Genomic DNA, 1,088 nt, shown 5'->3' with positions numbered 1-1,088 from the left:
GGGGCGTTCAGGGTGCCACGCCCGGCCAGCACACCGGCCGCCAGCAGCACCCCCGCCAGAGCCAGGGTGCCCGCCACCGAATAGGCCCAGCCGGCCCGGGTTTCAAGCCGCTGCAGCGCGCGGTCGGCGCGGGCCAGCCGGGCATCGGTCGCGTCCAGTACCGTGCATTGCGCCGCGAGGCGACCGGCCATGGCCAGATCGGTCTGGCCAGACACCAGATCGATGGCGCGCGAGCGCAACCGCTCCAGGGCCACCGCGCGGCGCCAGGCTGCAGACCGCGCCCGGCGCACCACCAGCGCAGCGATGCCCCAGCCCGCCAGCAGCAGCCACAGCGCCAGGGCCAGGCCCAGCCACAGGTCCAGACTGCCCAGCACCCCACCCGCCAGCAGGGCCGCGCCGAACGCGGCCAGCGCCGGCACCAGCAACCGCAGGTAGAAAACTTCGAGCGCATCGACATCGCCCGTCAGGCGGAACAGCAGCCGTGCCGGCTGCCGCAGCAGCGCCCGCGCGGCTTCGGGCTGCGCCCAGCCCCGGAACAGTTGTTCGCGCAGCGCGGCCAGCACGGCCAGCGTGGCGTCGTGGGTGACCAGGCGCTCGGCATACCGCCCGGCCGTGCGCCCCAGGGCCAGCAGCCGGATGGCCGCACTGGGCACGAACACATTGAAAGCCAGCGCACTGGCCGTGGCCAGGCCGGCCAGCGCGGTGGCGGTGATGAACCAGCCCGAGAGCCCCAGCAAGGCGATGCCGGCCAGCACCGTCAGCGTGGCCAGCCCGGCCCCGAGCCACAGACGGCCCCGTGCCGCCTGCCCGAACAGGCGAGCCACCGGCTGCAGATCCTTCCAGGCCTTCATGCCACCCTCCGTTCGGGAACCGCCGCGCCGGGGGCTTCGGCGCCGGCCACCAGATCTTCCAGCCGCACGGTGCGGTCCATGCCCGCGGCCAGCGCGGCGTCGTGGGTGGCGACGATCAGCGTGCGGCCCCGGGCCAGCTGCCGCAGCGCCTCGATCACCCGGGCACGGGTTTCCGGATCGAGGTGCGCGGTCGGCTCGTCGGCCAGCAGCAGGCCGGCGCCGAGCGCCACGGCCAGG

Annotated in this window: 2 protein-coding genes; both read right to left on the bottom strand. The window is 75.2% G+C overall.

From position 1 onward, the window contains the following. On the bottom strand, window positions 1-851 hold an 851-nt coding region (locus tag QQK43_RS23130; protein WP_502260865.1), incomplete at its 3' end, for an ABC transporter domain-containing protein. Then, on the bottom strand, window positions 848-1,088 hold a 241-nt coding region (locus QQK43_RS23125; RefSeq protein WP_284309633.1), incomplete at its 5' end, for an AAA family ATPase. The genes QQK43_RS23130 and QQK43_RS23125, both read right to left, overlap by 4 nt.

Source organism: Hydrogenophaga electricum (genome assembly GCF_030160815.1).
Taxonomy (GTDB): domain Bacteria; phylum Pseudomonadota; class Gammaproteobacteria; order Burkholderiales; family Burkholderiaceae_C; genus Hydrogenophaga; species Hydrogenophaga electricum.
Note: the sequence above shows the minus strand (reverse complement) of the source record. Positions and strands in the feature narration are given on the sequence as shown.